This window comes from Alistipes sp. AF14-19, assembly GCF_003461645.1.
GTDB classification, from domain to species: Bacteria; Bacteroidota; Bacteroidia; order Bacteroidales; family Rikenellaceae; genus Alistipes; species Alistipes shahii.
The window spans coordinates 157,797-176,167 of the sequence record NZ_QTXM01000005.1; the positions used below are offsets into that span (position 1 = coordinate 157,797).

16 protein-coding genes are annotated in these 18,371 nt (G+C 60.4%); 11 read left to right on the forward strand and 5 right to left on the reverse strand.

Features of this window, described 5'->3' with window-relative positions:
• Positions 1–55 precede the first annotated feature (55 nt).
• Positions 56–1,546, forward strand: a complete 1,491-nt coding sequence (locus DWW03_RS06720; RefSeq protein ID WP_022062284.1) for a UxaA family hydrolase — start codon at positions 56–58, stop codon at positions 1,544–1,546.
• Between the two features lie 24 nt (positions 1,547–1,570).
• A complete protein-coding gene (locus tag DWW03_RS06725; protein WP_259301981.1) occupies positions 1,571–2,386 on the forward strand; it encodes a pectinesterase family protein in 816 nt (271 codons plus the stop codon).
• Here the strand turns inward: DWW03_RS06725 and DWW03_RS06730 are convergent.
• Positions 2,368–3,690 carry an MATE family efflux transporter gene (locus DWW03_RS06730; protein ID WP_015545924.1) on the reverse strand — a complete coding sequence of 441 codons (1,323 nt, stop codon included), beginning with the start codon at positions 3,688–3,690 and terminating at the stop codon, positions 2,368–2,370. The two genes, DWW03_RS06725 and DWW03_RS06730, sit on opposite strands and share 19 nt — an antisense overlap.
• Before the next feature lie 442 nt (positions 3,691–4,132).
• Between DWW03_RS06730 and DWW03_RS06735 the strand changes: the two genes are divergently transcribed.
• The 3 genes from DWW03_RS06735 to DWW03_RS06745 all read left to right on the forward strand — a co-directional run bounded on the left by DWW03_RS06735 (position 4,133) and on the right by DWW03_RS06745 (position 7,548).
• A complete protein-coding gene (locus DWW03_RS06735) occupies positions 4,133–5,326 on the forward strand; it encodes a BACON domain-containing protein (RefSeq protein ID WP_118406535.1) in 1,194 nt (397 codons plus the stop codon).
• Positions 5,327–5,361: 35 nt separating this feature from the next.
• The gene (locus tag DWW03_RS06740) at positions 5,362–5,796 is read left to right on the forward strand and encodes a lipocalin family protein (RefSeq protein WP_118406536.1); all 435 of its coding nucleotides are present in this window, start codon (positions 5,362–5,364) and stop codon (positions 5,794–5,796) included.
• Between the two features lie 384 nt (positions 5,797–6,180).
• Positions 6,181–7,548, forward strand: coding sequence for a pseudouridine synthase (locus DWW03_RS06745; protein ID WP_022062288.1), 1,368 nt, complete (start codon positions 6,181–6,183; stop codon positions 7,546–7,548).
• A gap of 63 nt (positions 7,549–7,611) precedes the next feature.
• Here the strand turns inward: DWW03_RS06745 and DWW03_RS06750 are convergent, their stop codons facing one another.
• The 4 genes from DWW03_RS06750 to ligA all read right to left on the reverse strand — a co-directional run bounded on the left by DWW03_RS06750 (position 7,612) and on the right by ligA (position 12,831).
• On the reverse strand, positions 7,612–9,084 hold the full coding sequence (locus tag DWW03_RS06750; RefSeq protein ID WP_022062289.1) for a clostripain-related cysteine peptidase: 1,473 nt from the start codon (positions 9,082–9,084) through the stop codon (positions 7,612–7,614).
• On the reverse strand, positions 9,081–9,818 hold the full coding sequence (locus DWW03_RS06755) for a DUF4919 domain-containing protein (RefSeq protein WP_022062290.1): 738 nt from the start codon (positions 9,816–9,818) through the stop codon (positions 9,081–9,083). The genes DWW03_RS06750 and DWW03_RS06755 overlap by 4 nt, the downstream gene beginning before the upstream one ends.
• Before the next feature lie 28 nt (positions 9,819–9,846).
• Positions 9,847–10,737, reverse strand: a complete 891-nt coding sequence (gene dapA, locus DWW03_RS06760) for a 4-hydroxy-tetrahydrodipicolinate synthase (protein WP_022062291.1) — start codon at positions 10,735–10,737, stop codon at positions 9,847–9,849.
• A 69-nt stretch (positions 10,738–10,806) separates the two neighbouring features.
• Complete coding sequence (ligA, locus tag DWW03_RS06765) at positions 10,807–12,831, reverse strand: NAD-dependent DNA ligase LigA (RefSeq protein ID WP_022062292.1); 2,025 nt, start codon at positions 12,829–12,831, stop codon at positions 10,807–10,809.
• A gap of 150 nt (positions 12,832–12,981) precedes the next feature.
• On the opposite strand from ligA, the gene DWW03_RS06770 reads away from it, so the two are divergent.
• The 6 genes from DWW03_RS06770 to DWW03_RS06795 all read left to right on the forward strand — a co-directional run bounded on the left by DWW03_RS06770 (position 12,982) and on the right by DWW03_RS06795 (position 18,371).
• Positions 12,982–13,317 carry a hypothetical protein gene (locus DWW03_RS06770; protein WP_022062293.1) on the forward strand — a complete coding sequence of 112 codons (336 nt, stop codon included), beginning with the start codon at positions 12,982–12,984 and terminating at the stop codon, positions 13,315–13,317.
• 8 nt (positions 13,318–13,325) lie between these two features.
• On the forward strand, positions 13,326–13,934 hold the full coding sequence (locus DWW03_RS06775) for a leucine-rich repeat domain-containing protein (RefSeq protein ID WP_022062294.1): 609 nt from the start codon (positions 13,326–13,328) through the stop codon (positions 13,932–13,934).
• Between the two features lie 233 nt (positions 13,935–14,167).
• A complete protein-coding gene (locus DWW03_RS06780; protein ID WP_015545934.1) occupies positions 14,168–15,433 on the forward strand; it encodes an adenylosuccinate synthase in 1,266 nt (421 codons plus the stop codon).
• Between the two features lie 306 nt (positions 15,434–15,739).
• Entirely contained in the window at positions 15,740–16,621 is an 882-nt protein-coding gene (locus tag DWW03_RS06785) for an electron transfer flavoprotein subunit beta/FixA family protein (RefSeq protein WP_022062296.1), read from the forward strand.
• A 14-nt stretch (positions 16,622–16,635) separates the two neighbouring features.
• Positions 16,636–17,655, forward strand: coding sequence for an electron transfer flavoprotein subunit alpha/FixB family protein (locus DWW03_RS06790; protein ID WP_044054661.1), 1,020 nt, complete (start codon positions 16,636–16,638; stop codon positions 17,653–17,655).
• Between the two features lie 2 nt (positions 17,656–17,657).
• Entirely contained in the window at positions 17,658–18,371 is a 714-nt protein-coding gene (locus tag DWW03_RS06795) for a DUF5041 domain-containing protein (RefSeq protein ID WP_022062297.1), read from the forward strand.

An 18,371-nucleotide genomic window follows, 5' to 3' on the forward strand; every position in this document is an offset into this window, starting at 1 on the left:
CCCCCGCCTCGGCGGGGGCTTTGCGGGACCCGGACATGCGGCTTATTTTATTGATATGAAACGGTTTCTGAAAATCAACGCTGCGGACAATGTCGCCGTCGCACTGGCCGACGACCTGCACGAGGGCGAGACGCTCGATGTCGAGGGCGTCGCCGTGACGCTCCGCGAGGACGTTGCGCGCGGCCATAAGTTCGCCCTGCGCGACATCGCCGCGGGCGAGAACGTCGTGAAGTACGGCTATCCCATCGGTCACGCCACGCAGGACGTGCCGCAGGGCGGGTGGATTCACACGCACAACCTGAAAACCAACCTCCGCGACGACCTCGAATACACCTATGCCCCCAAGGTTTACGATGTCGGGTGCCCGAAGCGCGACGTGCGGGTGATGGGTTACCTGCGCGGGAACGATACGATGGGCATTCGCAACGAGTTGTGGATCGTGCCCTCGGTGGGGTGCGTCAACGGGCAGGCGCAGGCCATCGCGGAGCGTGTGAAGCGCGAGTGCGACTGCTCGCACCTCGACGACGTGCGGGTCTACACCCACAATTACGGCTGTTCGCAGCTGGGCGACGACCACGCCAATACGCAGCGGGCGCTGGCCGCGCTGGTGCGTCACCCCAATGCGGGCGCCGTGCTGGTGCTGGGCCTCGGGTGCGAGAACAACCAGGTGTCGGCCCTGAAAGAGGTGATCGGCCAATGGGACGACGAGCGGGTGAAGTTCCTCGTCGCCCAGGAGGTCGAGGACGAGATCGAGGCGGGATTCGAAATCTGCTGCAGGCTGGTGGAAAAGACCAAAGCCGATAAGCGTCAGCCGCTTCCGCTCGCTTACCTCAAGGTGGGCTTGAAGTGCGGCGGCTCGGACGGTTTCTCGGGCATCACGGCCAATCCGCTGGTAGGGCTGTTTTCCGACTGGCTGATCGCGCAGGGCGGCACGACGGTGCTGACGGAGGTTCCCGAGATGTTCGGCGCCGAGACGATCCTGATGGACCGCGCCGCGGACCGCCGGGTTTTCGACGGAACGGTCTCGCTGATCAACGATTTCAAGCGCTATTTCCGCCGGTTCGACCAGCCGATTTATGAAAATCCCTCGCCGGGCAACAAGAAGGGCGGCATCACGACCCTTGAGGAGAAATCGCTCGGCTGCGTGCAGAAGGGCGGGGCGCAGCCCGTCGTCGACGTGCTGACCTACGCACAGCCCGTCACGAAGCCGGGATTGAACCTCTTGCAGGCTCCGGGCAACGACCTGGTGGCCGCTTCGGCGCTGGCTCTCTCGGGCTGCCAGCTGGTGCTCTTCACCACGGGACGCGGCACGCCTTTCGGGTCGTTCGTGCCCACGATGAAGATTTCGACCAACACGCAGCTCGCGGAGTTCAAGGCCAACTGGATCGACTTCAACGCCGGCACGCTGGTCGAGGACGAGGAGCCGCAGGCCGTGCTGGAGCGTTTCATCGGCAAGGTGCTGGCCACGGCCGGCGGCGAGCGTCTCAAGCACGAGGAGACGGGTTTCAAGGAGATCGCCATCTTCAAGACGGGGGTGACGTTGTAGCGTGTAATTGCGTTCACCGAACCTATGATGAAATCCGCTGTAATCATAACGATCCTTCTCCTGTCCTCGTTCGTCGCCTCGGCAGAGACGGTCTATACCGTCGACTGCAACGGCGGCGGGGATTTCCGGACCATTCAGGCGTGTTTCGACGCCCTGCCGTCGAAGCCTGCGGAGTGGCGCACGGTGCGGATTATGCCCGGCGTCTATCGCGAGAAGGTGACGCTCGACGTCTATAAGGACAAGGTCCGGATTCTGGGCGATGAAATGGCTGAAACCCGCATCGTCTGGGGCGACTATGCCGGCAAAGTCGTCGACGGCCGCGAGCTGACCACCTACGACAGTTATACGATGTCCGTTCAGGCCGACGATGTCTATCTGGATTGCCTGACCGTCGAGAACGATGCCGGAAGGGTAGGGCAGGCCGTGGCGCTCGAAACCCGCGGTGACCGCATCCATCTGTATCATTGTGCGCTCATCGGCGATCAGGACACCTTCTTTGCTCGCGGCTACGTTTCGCGCGTACATGTCGAGAATTGTTATATCGAGGGAACCACCGACTTCATTTTCGGCCCTTCGATCGTGCTGTTCGAGTGTTCGACGATCCATTGCAAGGCCGACAGTTTCATCACGGCCGCTTCGACCACCGAGCGCAACGAATACGGATTCGTCTTCTCCTGCTGCCGTGTGACGGCGGCCGAAGGGGTGACGCGGGTTTACCTCGGGCGTCCGTGGAAATCGGCGGCCCGCACCGTGTGGCTGGAGTGCGAATTTCCCGCGGCGATCCGTCCCGAGGGGTGGCGCGACTGGCGGTTGTCCGGGTCCTATGCGATCTTGTCGTAGATGGTTTTCAGCCGGCGGGTCATAAAGAACTGGATCACTCCGCGCAGGAACATGTAGAGCGTGAAGGCCAGCCATAGGGCATTGTTGCCGATCAGCGGGTAGCAGGCGTAGTAAATGGCGAAATAGGCCGCCGTGGCCCAGAACATCGAGTCGCGCATGACGCGCGTTTCGGTGGCTCCGACCATGATGCCGTCCATGATGAAGGGCATGGCCGAGGCGATCGGGATGAGGATGATCCAGACGATGTAGCGTCCCGCCAGCTCCTCGATCACCCCGGCGTTGGGCGCCGAGTGGTCTACGAACACGCCCACCAGGTCGCGCCACCAGACGAGATAAATCCCCACGAAGACCACCGATACGAGCGTTCCCCAGGCGATGCACCTCCGCAGGCAGTCGCGCAGCGACACGCTGTCGCGCGCGCCGATGAAACGTCCCGTGAGCGCCTCGGCGGCGTAGGCGAAGCCGTCGTTCATGTAGGAAAAGAGCGTGAAGAGTTGCAGCAGCAGGGTGTTCACGGCCAGCAGCGCGGGGTCGTCCATGCGTGCCGACGCCCCGGTGAAGAAGGTGTAGACCGCGACGATGCAGAACGTGCGCAGGATGATGTCGCGGTTGATGATGAAGAACGTCTTCAGCGGTTTGAGGTCCAGCACCTCCGACCAGTCGATCCCGGTGAGGATCGGACGGTATTTGGCGGCGAGCAGCAGCGCCGAGAGCGCCACGCCGGTCCATTGGGCGATCACCGAGGCGTAGGCGATGCCCACGATGCCCATATCCATCCCGAAGGCGAACCAGAGGCTGCAAAGGATGTGCACGATGTTGACCGTGACGGCCGTCAGCATGGGGAATATGGCGTTCTGCATCCCCGTGAACCAGCCGTTGAACCCGAAGAGCACGATGCCCGCCGGCACGGCCCAGATGCGGGCGTAGAAGTAGTCGCGGGTCATTTCGCTGCCGTTCATGGCCCAGAGGGCCAGTTCTCCCACGGGGTATTGGAGCAGGATCATCAGCACACCCATCACCGCCGACACCGACAGCGCGCGGGCCAGCATGTTGGTGCACTCGCGGAAGTCGCCCGCGCCGAACGCCTGGGCCGTCAGCCCGCTGGTTCCCATGCGCACGAACGAGCAGTTCCAGTAGATGAAGTTGAAGATCGAGACGCCGATGGCCAGCGCGCCGATCGTGGCGGCGGAGTCGGCTCCCCAGTGTCCGGCGATGGCGGTCGATACGATGCCCATGAGCGGCACGGTGATGTTCGAGACGATATTGGGGAGCGCAATGCGCAGTATTTCGCGGTTCATGTTCATAACGGATGCAAAGATAGCGTATTTGTGGTGTGTTTATTCGCAGACTACCCTAAATTGAAATAACATAGTTTCAGATCAATATTGATTTTCAGCAACCTTTTTTCGAAATTTGCAGGGACAATACCCCGGGAGCGTTGCGTATTGAAAAACATTTTCTATCTTTGTCTTGCTGTCCACACGGACGGCGACATATTTGGTAGAAGTGTTTCGCTTTTATTCTTGAATGGAAATCTGGAAAATTTCTCGTGAACAGGAATAAGCAATACAAACACTCATTGCCGTGTATAGCTATATCATTCCCGATATACTATCCGGTGTGGGGTATTGTTTATTTGTTCACGGGTATTCCAGAACCTCCATTCAGATAAACGAACGGCTCCACACTTTCTTTTTATGAATCTGCCGTACAGGAGCCGGGTGGCAATCTATATAACATGTTGCTATGAAAAAGATGCTGTTGGGAATGTGCCTGCTATTGTGCGCATGCAGCGAGAGCCCGGAGCAATCGGAAAAACCCGATGAAGTCATATCCATTATCGACCGGGGCGGGATTCCGGAGACAGTCCCCTCGCAGGGTGGAACTTATGGCGTTCGGTTTTCCTCCCGGGAAAATTGGTTCGTCGCGCTTTACTATACGGATTCCGCGGCGAATTGGATTTCGGTTTCTCCGATGTCGGGCGATTCGGGCGACGGTGAGATATTTATTTCCTTGAAATCCAATACAACGCTTGCGGACCGGAAGTGCTTTGTGCGAATCATGGCGGGAGATTCGCAGACGACGATCGAAATCGGGCAGGCCCGACAGAATTCGGTCTCCTTGTCGTCGCAGCAATTCTGGCTCGACGCTGCGGCCGGTGAGTTTCAGATACAGGTGCAGGCGAATGTCGTCTATCAGGTAAAAATAGAGGCTGACTGGATCGAATTGGCCTCCCCGGAGAATGAATCGCTGCTTACCTTCAGGGCAAAAGTTAACGTTGGAGACACACGTACCGGGACAATCGTCGTTTCCGGAGGCGGCGTTTCCGCAAAAGCGGAGGTCACGCAATTCGCGCCGTCGGAAATAATCCGTTTCCCCGATGCGAAGTTCAAATCTTATCTTATGCGGTACGATATTACGGGGGACGGCGAAATATCGCGGCAGGAGGCGCTTCGAGTGGAAACGATTTCGTGTGGTGGTATGGAGATAGAATCGCTCGAAGGAATCGAATACTTTCCGAATCTGACCTCGCTGCATTTTTCCAACAATCAAGTGCGGAGACTCGATTTGAGCCGCAATACGAAATTGAACTCCCTGGGTTCCCGGTTCAATCCGCTGGAGTGGCTCAATCTCGGGGAAACGCTTCCGACCCGGTATACAGGAGGTTATTCGTGGGGTGAAGATCCGCATTTTGAAGCGTTGACCTCGGAATCATTTGAGATAATCAGTTCCAGAATGACAACTTTGGGCGTTTATAGCGACATGTCATCGCAATGGAACAACCTCGATCTGCGGATTGTCGATGTGTCGGGGTGTCCGATGCTGGAAAGTCTCGGGTGCTCATGGGGTAATCCTAAACTGGAAGAGATTTGGCTGAAAAAAGGGCAAACAACCCGTGTAAGTTGTGACAGTGAGAATGTGCGGATACTCTATAAATAATAAAGCGATGGATTATAAACCCAATTTAAATAAAGATGAAAAAGAAATGGATGTTTTGCCTGTCGGCCGTGTTGCTGACTTTTGCCGCCTGTTCGGACGATGAGAAGGGGACCGACGAACAGCCCGGTCCGATTATCGGCGAATGGGTATTCGAGAAAAACGAGGTCTATCGGAATGGGAAACTCGCCGAAAGTTTCACGGCGGTCGAAACGGCCGACAAGATGATAGCGATCTTCCGGGAAGACGGTACCTATCGCTACTACGATTATCCGCCGAAGGAGTATTACAACGGAACGTACACTTACGAGGAGTCGACGAAAACCCTTTCGATGCGGAGCGACGATGTCGATTATTCCGACGGTTCCGACCCGCAGGTCTGTCACGCAGAGGTGACGACTACCCGGATGACATGGACGTATCCGGCCGATGAAGACGGGTATGTGACTGTAGAGTATTATGTGCGGAGGTAAGCGGCATTGAGCCGTGATGTTTCATCGCCGCCGGAAAGGGTTGAATGCAGACCTGATTCCGGCGGCGTTTTTTGGGTATGGGTTTATCCCGGGGTGGCCGCGGACGGCGGTGTTCCGGAGTGTTGCCGTTATTTTGTCAGATGGAGGAAGAATGTGAAATTCCATTGTCGAAACAGTTTTAACCGGGGTATTTATCGTCCGGGGTGGTTTTTATCTCCGATTCGGGCACGCAATGTGTTGTTATCCCCGAAACTTGCACTATCTTTGCGGGCGAACAGACGCCCGCCTGGATAGACTGCGGTCCGGCAATGCCCCGATGATTCGGCATCGCTCCCGTTCTGCGCTATCTTTGCCTGCGACAATATTATTAGTAGAGAATAGAAAATGAAAGATCCTAAAAACGACTCGACCCCGGTGCTCGAACGCTTCGGACGCGACAAACGCAAGCGCACCGTAGTGGCTACGGCGGAGCGTGTCGAGCGTCGCCCGCGTTTGCAGCGTGATGCCGCCGATTCGGAGCAGCCCTCCTTTGAAAACAGGCCCGAACGCCGGGCTTCGTATAACCCCCATTTCACGGCCGACAACCGTCCGGTCTTCGAGAAGCCGCACTACGGCGACAAATCCCGCGGGGAGGGCGACCGCCCGCGCCGTTCGTATGACGACCGCCCGCGTCCCTATGGCGACCGTCCGCGTCAGTATGACGATAAGCCGCGTTCGTATGGCGACCGTCAGCGTCAGGACGACGACCGTCCGCGGCGTTCCTTCGGCGACAAACCCCGCTACGACGGTGACCGTCACCGCAGCGACGAGGAGCGTCCGCGCCGCAGTTACGGCGACAAGCCGGCCTACGGCGAGAAGAAATTCGGACCCAAGAAGTTCGGCGACAAGCCCTACGGCGAGAAGAAGTTCGGCGAGAAAAAATTCGGGGATAAGAAATTCGGCGACCGGAAGTTCGTCGACAAACCGTTCAAACCTGCCTATAAGAAACACGACGACAAACCGGCGTCGTATCCGAAATTCAATCCCGAGAAGCAGACGGGCGAGATGCGCCTGAACCGCTTCATCGCCCAGTCGGGTATCTGCTCGCGCCGCGAGGCCGACGATTTCATCACGGCGGGCGTCGTTTCGGTCAACGGCAAGATCGTCACCGAACTGGGAACCAAGGTGCTGCCGACCGACGAAGTGCGGTTCAACGACGAGCCGGTGCAGGGCGAGAAGAAGGTCTACCTGGTGCTGAACAAGCCCAAGGGCTACGTCACTTCGCTCGACGATCCCCATGCCGGAAAGACGGTCATGGAGCTGGTCTCGGGCGCCTGCACGGAGCGCATCTACCCGGTGGGACGTCTCGACAAGAACAGCCTCGGGCTGCTGTTGTTCACCAACGACGGCGACCTTACGAAGCAGTTGACGCACCCTTCCTACAAGAAGAAGAAAATCTACCAGGTGACGCTCGACAAACCCCTGACGCGCGCCGACATGGACCGCATCGCCGAGGGCGTCACGCTCGAAGACGGCGAGATCTTCGCCGACGAGATTTCCTACGTCAAGGAGAACAAGCAGGAGGTGGGCATCGAGATCCACTCGGGCCGCAACCGCATCGTGCGCCGTATTTTCGAGTTCCTGGGGTACACCGTGACCAAACTCGACCGCGTTTACTATGCGGGTCTCACGAAGAAGAACCTCAAGCGCGGAGCGTGGCGGTTCCTGACCCGCGAGGAGGTGGAGCGGCTGAAGTCCGGGCAGTATGAATAGGAAGTCCGGGCTGTATGCATAAATGAAAAGAGCGATTCTCACGAATCGCTCTTTTCATTTCATTTAATGCGTGTCCCGATACCAGTTCGTCATCCGGTTTTCGGCGACGTACTTCGTCGAAGGCTCGCTCACGGAGACGCCCGTATAGAAATGCACGGGGTTCGACCCGTTGTTGTATTGGGAATAGAACTGCTTCGTGCACAGACGGCTTTCGGGGGGAAATGCCCGGTCGAGTTGCGTCGTGAATTCCTTGACGAGCGCCGGGTCGCCGCAGCTCAATTCGACGTAATGCCCCAAGTCGTAGAAAAGGTGTGTCATCAGTCCCTCGTAGTACTGGAGCTGCGAGAGTTCGAACGGCTGTTTGCCTTTTTCGTTGATGCGGCGCATCACCTCCGCCAGCGCGTCCAGCTGCGACGTGACGGCCAGTGAGATGCAGCCCGACTGCTCTTTCCAGGTCGTGCTCTGGTATTCGTTTTCGTAGAGGTTCCAGAACTCCCGGCAGGTTTCCGCGAGCCGGTCCGCGACCGGTCCCGTTTCGAACAGGTGGGGGACGATCCGGTCGTAGGGGAATCCGTCGCCCATGACCTCGCAGGGCGACGCCACGATGTAGCCGATGACCGAACGCAGGTCGTAGAGCGTTTCGATGTTGGCCATGAAGCAGTCGTCGAAGATCAGGTAGTCGAAACGGAACTGCTGCGCTTCGAGCGCCTCCTTCAGCTCCGTGATGTTCAGTTCGTAGCCCTTGTCGCCGAACGAACGGGTCTGCTTGGCCCCCGGGGGCGCGGCCCATAGGTCGTCCTCGGCGGAACGCCGCATCGAGTAGGAGAGCGAGCCGCTGGCGACCGGAATCCACGCCTTGCCGTGGCAGCCGATGATCAGCCCGTAGTTTTGGGCCGGAGCCAGCTCCGCGGCATCGGCGAACAGCTGCCGCACCTTTTCGGGGTTTCCGGCGTTGAAGCCGTCGTAGGTTTTGAGCGTCGTTCGTTCGCACCGTTCCGTCGCCGGGTCGTAACGGATCTCCTGCAGGACGGCCGACGAATGCTTCTCGGGCTGGTAGCAGACCAGAATGCGCCCGTCGCCCGGGATTTGGTTCGTCACGGCCGCACTGACGCCCTCGATGTTGCGCTCGTAATAGTCGATCAGGCTTCGTCCGGGCATGTACAGCAGAAGGGTCTGCGTCGCCACGGCGGGCCGCTGGTAGACCTCGACCGGATAGCCGTCCTTGTTGGCGGGGTGGCGGACGGTTATCGTGCCCAGCTTCCGGCGCGCCTTGGCGGAGTTGGGTTCGGAAGCGGTCACCGTGACCGTCGTCTCCCCGCGGGCGCCGCCGTCCGGCGTCACGGCGAATCCCTCGCCGGTATACGACAGCGTCCACGGTTCTTCGGCCGACACGGTGAACGTCGTTCCGGACGAAGCGTCGCCCGGGAGGTGAATCTCTCCCGTCGAGACCTCGATTCGCGGCTCGCGGTCTTTTTCGCAGGCCGCGAGCGTCAGCAGCAGGGCGAGGCAGAGCGTATGCCGGAGAATGCGGATCATTTATAGGTGCGGGGTTTGAGGTTGTTGAACTGCCACGTGCGGTCGCGCTGGTAGGTGTAACCCTCCGGTTTGTTCCAGTAGACGCGGCTGAAATCGAAATAGAATCCCTTGCGCTTCTTGCCCTCGACCACATAGGGAACGACCAGCGGCACGAACTCCACCGTGCGGCTGACGATGCGCGCCTTGCCGAACGAAAGCCCTTCGGCGGCCAGCACGTCGAGCGCGTGGTCGAACATCAGCACATGGCGCGGGGTCTTCTGCGTGAATCCGTCGCCCGAGCCGAGGATCGTGCGGATGACGCCGTTCATGCGGTCCGACCAGGCTTTTTCCTGCTCCTTGTCGCCCAGCGCACCGTAGGCGAACGACATGAGGTTGAGGATTTTGGGGCTGAACGGATCGCGTTTCAGGGCGTCGTTTCCCATCGAGACCATCGTTTCCAGCGTGGCCCTGTCGGGTTTGTCGGGGTCGATGCCCGAGGCCAGCATCAGCATTTTGTCCAGATCGGGGTTCACGGCCAGCGGCTTGTATTCGTCGCGGTAGGCGTATCCGTAGTAGAGGTAGTGGTAATCCTCGTCGGTCAGCGTCTCGTCGCCCGCGTTGTAGCGCATCATCAGCGCGGGGTAGTAGAACGCGGACTGGGCGTCCATCGTCCGGTCGAGGATCATGTCCTCGTCGGGGACTCCGGCGGCGGCCAGCGCCGGAACCAGCAGTGAGAGAAGCAGCAATCGTTTCATAGCGGTCGTTTCCGGTACAAACGCAAAATCAGCGCAAATCGTATCTGGCGATCAGCTCTTCGAACTTCGCGCGGAGTTTTCCCGATCCGGCGACCAGCGGCAGGCGCATCGTGTCGCCGATGCGTCCCATCACCGAGAGGGCGCATTTCACGCCCACGGGGTTGCCCTCCTCGAAGAGCGCGTGCACGGCTTCGTCCAGCGCGGCATAAGCCTTTTCCGCCGCGTCGAAGTCGCCCGCCTTGGCATGGTTCACGCACTCCATGAACCGCTGCGGGAAGGCGTTCGCCGCCACGGAGATCACGCCGTCGCCTCCGCGGCGCATCAGCTCGATGGCCATGCCGTCGTCGCCCGACAGCACGAGGAATCCCTCGGGACGGTTGTCCAGGATGCGCTGCATCTGCCCGATGTCGCCCGACGCCTCCTTGATGCCGATGACGTTGCGGAAGTCGGCGGCGCAGCGGAGCGTGGTCTCGGCGGTCATGTTGACGCCCGAGCGGCCCGGGATGTTGTAGAGGATCACCGGCAGGGGCGAATGCTCCGAGACGGTGCGGAAATGCTGATAGAGACCCTCCTGCGAAGGTTTGTTGTAATAGGGCGTCACGCTCAAAATGGCGTCGGCGCCCCGCAGGTCGAATTCGCGCAGCTGGTCCAGCACCTCCGAGGTGGAGTTGCCGCCGCAGCCCATCACCAGCGGCACGCGGCCTGCGATCTGGTTGGTGATGAACATGGCGATCACGGCGCGTTCGGGCATGTAGAGCGTGGGGGTCTCGGCCGTGGTGCCGAGTGCGACGATGTAGTCCACGCCGCCGTCGATCACGTAGTCGATCATGCGGGCCAGCGCCTTGTAGTCGACGCGGCCGTCTGCCGTGAAAGGGGTGATCATCGCGGCGCCCACGCCGGAAAGTTTGTGTCGTAGCATAATGTCTCTGATTGTCGTTTTATCTGTTGTCGTTTTGCGTCAGTCCTCAAAGCAGGCGTCTTGCGCCTGTCAGAATAATTCCTGTTGTGCGGCCTTTTCCACCGGGCCTCCGCCTTCGATCATGGCGATGAACTCCTCCTCGGAGATGATCCTTACACCCAGCTTCTCGGCCTTCTTCAGCTTCGCCGGGCCCATCTTGTCGCCCGCCACGAGGTAGTCGACGCTGCCCGACACCGCCGCGAGGTTCCGGCCCCCGTGCAGTTCGATCAGCTCCTTCATTTCGTCGCGGCTCCGCGTGAACTTGCCCGAGACCACGAAACTCCGGCCCGCCAGCGCCTCCGACGCCAGGCGGCGCGCCTCGGCTTCGAATTGCAGCCCCGCGGCGCGCAGGCGGCGGATGATCCGCAGGTTGTCCTCCTCGGCGAAGTATTCGATGATGGCGTCGGCGATGCGTCCGCCCACCTCGTCGGCCTCGACCAGCTCCTCGCGCGTGGCCCGCATCACGGCGTCCAGCGAGCGGAAATGCTCGGCGAGGTATTTGGCCGTGGTCTCGCCCACGAAGCGGATTCCCAGCCCGAACAGCACGCGCTGGAAGGGAACCGCCTTCGAGCGTTCCACCGAGCGGATGATGTTGTCGGCCGACTTCTCGCCCAGCCGGGGCAGGGGGGCCAGTTGTTCGGCCCGCAGGTCGTAGAGGTCCGCCACGTCGCGCACGAGTCCGTTTTCGTAGAGCAGTTCGACGGTCTCCTCGCCCAGCCCCTCGATGTCGAGGGCCTTGCGGCGGATGAAGTGGATGATGCGCCCGATGATCTGGGGCCGGCATCCGCTCTGGTTGGGGCAGTAGTGCTTGGCCTCGCCTTCGTAGCGCACCAGCGGCGTCCCGCACTCGGGGCATACGGTGATGTACTCGAACGGACGGCTGTCGGCCGGGCGCTGCGCGAGGTCCACGCCGATGATCTTCGGGATGATCTCGCCGCCCTTCTCGACGTAGACCGTGTCGCCCGGGCGGATGTCCAGCTGGGCCATCTGCTCGGCGTTGTGCAGCGTCGCGCGCCGCACGGTGGTTCCGGCCAGCAGCACCGGTTCGAGGTTGGCGACGGGCGTGATAGCCCCGGTGCGTCCTACCTGGAACGACACGCTGTCGAGCCGCGTGGCGGCCCGTTCGGCCTTGAACTTGTAGGCCACGGCCCACTTGGGGGCCTTGGCTGTGAATCCCAGCTGGCGCCGGACGGCGAAGTCGTTGACCTTGATCACCACGCCGTCCGTCGGGAAGGGCAGGCGGCGCCGTGCGGTGTCCCAGTGTTCGATAAATGCGTCGATCTCGGCGACGCTGCGGCAGATGCGCGCCGCGTCCGAGACCTTGAACCCCCACTGGCGGGCCTTTTCGAGGCTCTCCCAATGGCTCGTGAAGGGCAGCTCGTCGCCCGCCAGCTGGTAGAGTGTGCAGTCCAGTCCGCGCCGGGCCACCACGGCCGACGACTGCTGCTTGAGCGTCCCGGCGGCGGCGTTGCGGGGGTTGGCGAAGAGCTGCTCGCCGTTGGCCTCGCGCTCGGCGTTGAGGCGGTCGAACGAGGCGTAGGGCATCAGGATCTCGCCGCGGATTTCGAAGAGGTCGGGCCAGTCCGTGCCCCGCAGGCGCAGGGGCACCGTGCGCACGGTGCGGACATTGGCCGTCACGTCGTCGCCCTCGATGCCGTCGCCGCGGGTCACGGCGCGCACGAGCCGTCCGTGCTCGTAGGTGAGCGAGATGGCCGTGCCGTCGAATTTCAGTTCGCAGACGTAGTCCGTGGCCCCGGCTTCGCGCTCGATGCGGCCGATGAACTCGTGCAGTTCGTCCAGCGAGTAGGTGTTGCCCAGCGACAGCATCGCGTAGCGGTGCTTCACGGTCCGGAACTCGGCCGTCAGGTCGCTTCCCACGCGCACCGAAGGCGAGTTGGGGTCGGCGTATTCGGGGTGTGCGCGCTCCAGATCCTGAAGTTCGCGCATCATCGCGTCGAACTCGAAATCCGAAATCTCGGGGGCGTTTTCGACGTAATATTTGAAGTTATGCAGTTCGAGCTGCCGGCGCAGCTCTTCGATCCGTTCGCGTACCATAATCCTTAAATAACGTGTGTAAAGTTACATATTTTGTCCTTAACAACGGGTGAATTTGGTGTAAAATCAAAAAAAATGCAAAAAAAAATTGCAGATGTGGTGCGATATTCAAATTTTGCTTATAATTGCAAAAAATTTCGAGACACTACCATGACTAAACCGAATATCGTGAAGAAACATATTGCGACGAGTTTTCATAACCTCAGCCCCGAGTTGCAGGAGGCTGTGAAGGCGAAATACCCGCTGGGATTCACCGATGCGATGATCCGTGTCGACAAGCCCAACGGCGATTTTTTCTATGCCGTTCCCTATGATACGGACGAGATAGCCTACATGGTGAAGATCGACGTGAAGGTCGACGACAATTCGCACGACGACGACGACAAGGACTACTACGACGACGAGATCAAGGGGGCCGACGACATTCAGGGCGACGACGACAGCTCGGACGCTTCGGACGCCTCCGACGACGACGTGAACATCTGACGCCGCCTATGGTCCGCGCCCTTCCCGTCCTGCTCCTACTGCTCTCGGCGGCCTGCGGCCTTGCCGAGGACGAGCGCGACGAGAAGAACAGATACATCTACCTGACATTTTACGACAAGGCCTTCGAGGCCTACTGCCTGGGCGAATTCGACGTCGATGGCGACGGCCGCATCTCGCGCTACGAGGCGCAGCGTGTCCGCACGGTGGAGTGTCCGGAACGGGGCGTCGCGTCGCTCTCCGACCTGAAGGAGTTCACGCGTTTGGAACGGCTCGACTGCCGGGGCAACGCGCTCACGCGGCTGGACGTCACGATGACGCGCCTCGAATGGCTCGACTGCTCGGACAACGGCCTTGTGTCGCTCGACGTGAACGGCCTGCGCGGCCTCGCATACCTCGATTGCGGCGGCAACTCGCTGCCGCGCCTCGATTTGCAGTCGAACGCCTCGCTCGCAACGCTTCTTTGTCCGGACAATGCCCTCGCGGGGTCGCTGGACGTGACCTCCTGCGCCTCGGGGCTGCGTGCCGACGTGCGCGGCAACCCCTCCCTTGCCACGGTCTACTGCCTCGCCTCGCAAAGCGTCGACTTCAACGGACCGACGGAACTCATCCGCAAGTGATTTCCGGCATGAAACGGCCCGGCGGGCCGTTGCGGGGATTTCGGTTCCGGGCGGAACGGCCCCGCTTCCGAGTGCGTTATTTCCCCATTTACGGCAAAAAACCGTCCGAAAAGGACGGTTTTTCTTCATAATTTGTTGAAAAGTCCGGCGGCGGCCTTGGGCTTTTCGGATAATAATTCGTACCTTTGGATGCAAAAAATGTCTTTTGCAAACATAAAACAGAACCGGATACAATGAAAAAAGTTGACGTTATCCTCGGCCTGCAATGGGGTGACGAGGGCAAAGGGAAGGTTGTGGACGTGCTGACGCCTCGTTACGAGGTGGTGGCCCGCTTCCAGGGCGGTCCCAATGCCGGTCACACGTTGGAATTCAACGGCGAGAAATACGTGCTCCGCTCGATTCCTTCGGGCATTTTCCAGGGCGGCAAGACCAACATCATCGGCAACGGCGTGGTGATCGACGCGGTGCTTTTCCGCGAGGAGGCCGAAGCGTTGGCTGCCAGCGGCCATGACCTGACCAAACAGCTCTGCATTTCGAAGAAGGCCCACCTGATTCTGCCCACGCACCGCATGCTCGACGCCGCGTACGAGGCGGCCAAGGGCAGCGCCAAGATCGGCACGACGGGCAAGGGCATCGGTCCCACCTATACCGACAAGGTAAGCCGCAACGGCATGCGCGTAGGGGATCTGTTGAGTCCCGATTTCGAAAGCATCTACGCTGCGGCCAAGGCGCGCCACGAGAAGATCCTGAAGAGTCTCGACTATCAATACGACATTGCCGAGCTGGAGAAGCAGTGGTTCGAGGCGGTCAAATACCTCCGCCGCTTCCACATCATCGACAGCGAATATTTCGTCAACGACTGCCTCTCGCAGGACAAGTCCGTTCTGGCCGAAGGCGCGCAGGGAACGCTTCTGGACGTGGACTTCGGCTCCTATCCGTTCGTCACCTCGTCGAACACCGTCTGCGCGGGCGTCTGCACCGGGCTGGGCGTCGCCCCGAACCGCATCGGCGAGGTCTTCGGCATTTTCAAGGCTTATTGCACGCGCGTGGGCAGCGGACCGTTCCCCACGGAGCTGTTCGACGAGACGGGCGAGCGGCTGTGCGACATCGGCCACGAGTTCGGCGCCGTCACGGGCCGCCGCCGCCGCTGCGGATGGCTCGATATGGTGGCCCTGAAATATTCGATCATGGTCAACGGCGTGACGCAGCTGATTATGATGAAATCCGACGTGATGAACGATTTCGACACGATCCGCGTGGCCACGGCCTACGAGATCGGCGGCCGCACCACCTCGGAGTTCCCCTATGAAATCACCGGCGACCTCCGTCCGGTCTACACCGAGTTCGAGGGCTGGAAATGCGACCTGCGCCGGTACGGCAGCTACGAGGAGTTCCCCGAGGCGTTCAAACGCTACGTGGAGTTCATCGAGCGGCAGACGGGCGTCCCCGTGAAGATCATCTCCGTAGGCCCCGACCGCGGCGAAACGATCGTCCGATAAGCAACCGCGCATCCCGGCTGCCCAGTGGCAGGTTAGGGATGCGTTTTTGTGTGATTTCCGCCCGTCCGCGTTTCGGCCGAAATCCCGGTTGACGACCCGGTCGCATTGCGACAACTGCGGCGACAGGCGGGGGCAGTCGCTTGCGGATTGCCGAACCGCCAAAGCAGAAACGAGGTGTGTTTTTACGCCGTAAGTCCCTCCCGCGGGAGGGCTTGGGGCGGGGCAGATTCGCGAACGCGACGGAACGCCGCGACGACAGCGGTAAAAGAAGGAAAAGGATTCAATATATAACCATTACTTACTTATATGCAACAACAAAACCTCAAAATTCTTGTTTTGGCCAAGCAGGTTCCCGATACCCGCAACGTAGGCAAGGACGCGATGACTCCCGAAGGGACGGTCAACCGCGCGGCGCTTCCGGCCATCTTCAATCCCGAGGACCTCAATGCGCTCGAAGCCGCCCTGCGGCTCAAGGACCGTGTGGCGGGTTCCACGGTTCATATCCTTACGATGGGTCCGCAGCGCGCCGCCGACATCATCCGCGACGCGATGTTCCGCGGGGCCGACGGCGGCTACCTGCTTTCGGGCCGCGAGTTCGCCGGCTCGGACACGCTGGCCACCTCCTACGCCCTTTCGTGCGCGCTGAAGAAGATCGCCCCCGACGTGATTTTCGCAGGCCGTCAGGCCATCGACGGCGACACGGCGCAGGTGGGTCCGCAGGTCGCCGAGAAGCTCGGTCTTCCGCAGGTGACCTATGCCGAGGAGATTCTTGAAGTCCGGGAGGGCGCGCTGGTCATCAAGCGCCGCCTGGAGCACGGCACGGAGGTCGTCGAGTGCCCGATTCCGGCCGTTGTGACGGTCAATGCCTCGGCCGCCGAGTGCCGCCCGCGCAACGCCAAGCGCGTGATGAAGTACAAGGGCGCGCTGGCCGGTTCGGAGATCGCCGCTGCACCCGAATCGCCCGCCGCGCAGCGCGCCGCCGCGAAGGAGTACCTCCGCATCGTGGAGTGGGCCGCCGCCGATGTCGATCCCGATCCCGCGCAGCTCGGCCTCCAGGGTTCGCCCACGAAGGTCAAGAGGATCGAGAACGTGGTTTTCGCCGCCAAGGAGGCCAAGAAACTCACTGCCGCCGACAACGACATCAATGAACTTATGGTTGAACTCATCGCGAGCCACACGCTCGGTTAATGCGTTTTTTTGAGATGAACAATATATTCGTATATATCGAGATGGAGGGCGGCAAGGTCGCCGACGTGAGTCTCGAACTGCTGACCAAAGGCCGCGAACTGGCCACGACGCTCGGCGTGAAACTCGAAGCCGTCGTCCTGGGCCACAACCTCGCCGGCATCGAAAAGGAACTGGCCAAATACGGCGCCGATACGGTCTGGGTTGCCGATGATCCGTTATTTTCTCCGTTCCGCACGCTGCCCCACACGGCGGTCCTGTGCGGTCTGATCGGGCAGGAGAAGCCCCAGATCGCGCTGTTCGGCGCCACGCCCGTGGGCCGCGACTTCGCACCCCGCGTATCGTCGGCCCTGCACAGCGGTCTTACGGCCGACTGCACGCAGCTCGAAATCGGCGACCACAAGGACGCCAAGACGGGTACGGAGTATAAGAACCTCCTCTATCAGATCCGCCCGGCGTTCGGCGGCAACATCATCGCCACGATCGTCAACCCCGACCACCGTCCGCAGATGGCCACCGTCCGCGAGGGCGTCATGCGCAAGGAGTACGCCGCACAGCCCGGCGCGGGCGAGGTGAAGGCGATCGACTGGAAGAAGATGGTCACGGACGCGGACCTCGCGGTGAAGATCATCGACCGTCAGATCGAGGAGCGCAAGATCGACATCAAGGGTGCGGGCATCATCGTCGCCGGCGGCTACGGCATGGGTTCCAAAGAGAACTTCAGGCTGGTGCACGAACTGGCCGACGTTCTGGGAGGCGAAGTGGGCGCCAGCCGCGCCGCCGTCGATGCAGGTTTCACGGAGCATGCGCGTCAGGTGGGCCAGACGGGCGTCACGGTGCGTCCGAAGCTCTACATCGCCTGCGGCATCTCGGGTCAGATCCAGCACACGGCCGGCATGGACCAGTCGTCGATGGTCATCTCGATCAACTCGGACCCCGAAGCCCCGATCAACAAGATCGCCGACTACGCCATCACGGGCGATGTCAATGAGATTATCCCCAAGATGATCAAGTACTACAAACAAAACTCGAAATAGCGATGCGCAGGCTTCTGACGGTAATCTGTACGCTTCTCCTCTCTGCGTCCGTTTCCGGACAGCAGATCAAGAGCCGGCCTGTCGGGTTCGACGACTTCCGCTCCCTGCTGGAAGCTGCCGGTTACGAGGCGTTCGGTTTTGACCTGTCGGAATTGCTCGAAGGACCGGGCCGCTATGACATGACGGTATATATCAAGGAGTACGAATCGGGCGTGGAGATTCGTTCCCGGGAGTTTCCCTGCGGGCCGAACAAACTGCTCGTAAGCGATTTCCCCGAGAAGGTGCGCGGCGAAATCCTGCCCGGCGAGATGGCCGATCCGCAGGCGGGCATTTACATGCTGGCCAAAAAACTGACGATTGGATTCTATCCTTCGGGGACGGATTCGACGGCGATGCTGAATTTCAGTATCCCGGAGATGCGGGAGGCCAGTCAGCGGCTCAAGCTCCGCAGCGTGACTTCGTCGAGCGGTTATACGCTTACCAAGTACTGCACCCGTCCGTTCGGGATCGACTCGTTCGAGGCCGGAAAGTTCATTCCGCTGGTCTTTTACGGTTCGATGTGGTTCGATGCGGAGCACAATCTGTTCCGTTTCTGCGGCGAGAACGAGATCGCGCCCGACCTGTCGGGCGAAATTGTCGGCAACATTCCCCACTTCTATGTCATAGGTATTGAATTTACCCCAAAACAGGAGCCTACGAATCTTAAAAACAACTAA

What these genes read in the sequence shown, in the direction of transcription:
- dapA (WP_022062291.1), bottom strand. Translation starts at nt 10,737, where the DNA reads ATGCTACGACACAAACTTTCCGGCGTGGGCGCCGCGATGATCACCCCT.
- DWW03_RS06745 (WP_022062288.1), top strand. Translation starts at nt 6,181, where the DNA reads ATGAAAGATCCTAAAAACGACTCGACCCCGGTGCTCGAACGCTTCGGA.
- DWW03_RS06780 (WP_015545934.1), top strand. Translation starts at nt 14,168, where the DNA reads ATGAAAAAAGTTGACGTTATCCTCGGCCTGCAATGGGGTGACGAGGGC.
- DWW03_RS06730 (WP_015545924.1), bottom strand. Translation starts at nt 3,690, where the DNA reads ATGAACATGAACCGCGAAATACTGCGCATTGCGCTCCCCAATATCGTC.
- DWW03_RS06755 (WP_022062290.1), bottom strand. Translation starts at nt 9,818, where the DNA reads ATGAAACGATTGCTGCTTCTCTCACTGCTGGTTCCGGCGCTGGCCGCC.
- DWW03_RS06735 (WP_118406535.1), top strand. Translation starts at nt 4,133, where the DNA reads ATGAAAAAGATGCTGTTGGGAATGTGCCTGCTATTGTGCGCATGCAGC.
- DWW03_RS06750 (WP_022062289.1), bottom strand. Translation starts at nt 9,084, where the DNA reads ATGATCCGCATTCTCCGGCATACGCTCTGCCTCGCCCTGCTGCTGACG.
- DWW03_RS06795 (WP_022062297.1), top strand. Translation starts at nt 17,658, where the DNA reads ATGCGCAGGCTTCTGACGGTAATCTGTACGCTTCTCCTCTCTGCGTCC.
- DWW03_RS06790 (WP_044054661.1), top strand. Translation starts at nt 16,636, where the DNA reads ATGAACAATATATTCGTATATATCGAGATGGAGGGCGGCAAGGTCGCC.
- DWW03_RS06740 (WP_118406536.1), top strand. Translation starts at nt 5,362, where the DNA reads ATGAAAAAGAAATGGATGTTTTGCCTGTCGGCCGTGTTGCTGACTTTT.
- ligA (WP_022062292.1), bottom strand. Translation starts at nt 12,831, where the DNA reads ATGGTACGCGAACGGATCGAAGAGCTGCGCCGGCAGCTCGAACTGCAT.
- DWW03_RS06720 (WP_022062284.1), top strand. Translation starts at nt 56, where the DNA reads ATGAAACGGTTTCTGAAAATCAACGCTGCGGACAATGTCGCCGTCGCA.
- DWW03_RS06785 (WP_022062296.1), top strand. Translation starts at nt 15,740, where the DNA reads ATGCAACAACAAAACCTCAAAATTCTTGTTTTGGCCAAGCAGGTTCCC.
- DWW03_RS06770 (WP_022062293.1), top strand. Translation starts at nt 12,982, where the DNA reads ATGACTAAACCGAATATCGTGAAGAAACATATTGCGACGAGTTTTCAT.
- DWW03_RS06775 (WP_022062294.1), top strand. Translation starts at nt 13,326, where the DNA reads ATGGTCCGCGCCCTTCCCGTCCTGCTCCTACTGCTCTCGGCGGCCTGC.
- DWW03_RS06725 (WP_259301981.1), top strand. Translation starts at nt 1,571, where the DNA reads ATGATGAAATCCGCTGTAATCATAACGATCCTTCTCCTGTCCTCGTTC.